This window comes from Jatrophihabitans sp. (assembly GCF_036389215.1).
Taxonomy (GTDB): domain Bacteria; phylum Actinomycetota; class Actinomycetes; order Mycobacteriales; family Jatrophihabitantaceae; genus Jatrophihabitans_A.
In genome coordinates this window covers 1-2,269 of the sequence record NZ_DASVQG010000168.1, presented here as the reverse complement: position 1 = coordinate 2,269, position 2,269 = coordinate 1, and the positions used below count along the sequence as shown (strand labels likewise).

General features: G+C 70.4%; 2 protein-coding genes. One reads left to right on the top strand and one right to left on the bottom strand.

The window, feature by feature from the left end; all coding sequences use genetic code 11:
- Positions 1 to 154: 154 nt before the first annotated feature.
- Positions 155 to 1,165 carry a hypothetical protein gene (locus VF542_RS08620; protein WP_408651292.1) on the bottom strand — a complete coding sequence of 337 codons (1,011 nt, stop codon included), beginning with the start codon at positions 1,163 to 1,165 and terminating at the stop codon, positions 155 to 157.
- Positions 1,166 to 1,461: 296 nt separating this feature from the next.
- Here VF542_RS08620 and VF542_RS08615 point away from each other — a divergent pair.
- On the top strand, positions 1,462 to 2,269 hold an 808-nt coding region (locus VF542_RS08615; RefSeq protein ID WP_408651291.1), incomplete at its 3' end, for a flavin monoamine oxidase family protein.

Here is a 2,269-nt window from a genome sequence, read left to right as displayed (position 1 = left end):
CGCCCCGCGTCCGGCGCGTCGTGCAGCCGCCCCGCGTCCGGCGCGGTGTGGAGACCCCCCGCGTCCGGCACGCCATCGAACCGCCCCGCGTCCGGCGCGGTGTGGAGACCCTCGGTATCCGGCTTGTCCGCGACGGTGGCGGCTGATTCGGGCGTCACTCGTGCTGGCCCACCCAGCGCATCGGAATCTGCGGGCCGGCGAGCACCGCGGGCGCGCCGTGCCTGGCCGCGTCGCTGCAGTCCGGACACCGCGGTGCCTTCATCACCCTGCGAACGCCGCCACCGAACGATCCGCCACCGAACGATCCGCCACCGAACGATCCGCCGCCGAACGTTGCGCCGCCGGAGGTGCCGAGGTCCACTCGCAGCAGGCGTCCCGCCACGTCACTGGGCAGCGTGCCTGCCAGATATTTGAAGACCTCGGCCGCGACGACATGGCCCACGAAATCGCTTACCCAGGCAGCGGAGTTGCGCATCGCCGAGGATGTCGCGGGGCCGTCACCCGCCCCGTCGATCACCTCGATGAAGCCGCCCTCAGGCAACTCGCAGACCGGGTCGCGCAGGGCGCCGACGACGTCCGCGCACCGCAGGCATGCCGTCTCCCTCGGAACGACCAACGGCCCCACGTAGGCGTGCGCACCGGTGATCCAGGCTGCCAGAAAAGGTCGTTCGGCAGCGATCGAGTCCCGATTCAAGGTGAAGAAGGCATCGGGACGGCCGAATTCGGACGTGGCGATCACGAGATCCGGCCGGTTGGTTGCCGAGCCGGACCCCGGTGTCTCGGCAAGCGTGTCCAGAAGTGCGTGACCGATCATGCCGACGCTTCCTACGCCGATTCCGGCGAGGTCGGCGGCGATCGCCCTCGCGACCCGGTTATGCCCGACAAGGTTGACGTGGGCGGCCGCCAACCTCGTGACGACCGGCTCGGCGTCCACGCCGAGCTGTTCCAGCAACGGCTGTATCGCGGATTGGCCCGCGGCGGGCTCTGGAACCGGGTCGACGGCGCGCAGCAGATGGCGGACCTGGAGCGCGGTGAGAAGTTCGCCGGCGACCGGGGAGATGTCGGGGGGAAACTCGGTCAGTATTCCGTCGACGTCTCGCGATCCGTCCAGCAGGACCAGCAATTGCTGCACCACGGGCGCCGCGGAGGGCCCGGACACCAGCATCTCGGTGAGCCCGCGCTTGATCACGACCCGGTCATCGCCCACCGGGACGAGCTGGACTCCGGGCATGGTCTCAAGACAACGGGGACGCGTGGCGAGTTCGACCGAGTCCTCATCCATGTCCCTGGATCAACCCCGTTTCCCCGTCGAGTGCGAACCGTCGACCATGCACGGTTCCGCCCGTCAACAGTGCCGATCGTAGACAGCGACGAATCCGATACTGTTTCATATCACCAACTGTTTCGGCCGGACAAGAAAGCGGTTCTCAGCCGGACAAGCGGACTGCCGCTGGGGGCACGGTGGGTGACGCTGACGTGGTCGTCGTCGGGGCGGGCGTCGCAGGGCTGTCCTGCGCGCGCGCACTACATGCGCGAAACATCCGCGTGACCGTGCTCGAGGCACGCGACCGCGTGGGCGGGCGGGTGCGGACGGTGCGGGTTGCCGGGCAGCCGGTCGAGCTCGGCGCTCAGGTGATCCATGGCCGGCGCTGTTCCACCTGGGAGCCGGTGCGCGCGGCGGGTCTCGACGTGGTGCCCCTGAATCGCTCCCCGGCCATCCGGTTTGTCAGCGACTCCAACGGCGGCGGCCAGCCACCAGTGCCCACACCGTGGGAGTTCGGTCAACTACTGCGGAGCTCGGCCGCCTCGGCGGAGCCGGAGTCCTCAGGGGCCGTGGCGGACGAGCCGCTGGGTTCGGCGGTCACGGCGTTGGGCTTGGCCGACGGGCAGTCCCGCGCCGCGCTCGAGTGGGTGACCCAGGTCTATGGAGGGGAACCGCAGTCGCTGAGTCGCGACGGCCTGCTCGCGCGGCTGCCATCGCCACGGGAGATCGGCGAGGAGTACGTGATTCGCGACGGGTACGACGCCGTGGTCGCCGCGCTCGCCGACGGGCTGGATATCCGCCTGTCGCACCCGGTCAGCACGATCGAGTGGCAACCTGGGTCGGTGGCGGCCGTCGGCCCGTGGGGCGTGCTCGAAGCTGACGCGGCGGTGATCACGGTGCCGCCCACGCTGGTTGCGACAGGCGGTCTCGGGTTGGCCCCGGCCCTGCCGGGCAAGGAGCGCGCGGCCGAGCGCCTTCCGCTGTGCGACGCGGTCGCGGTCGCGG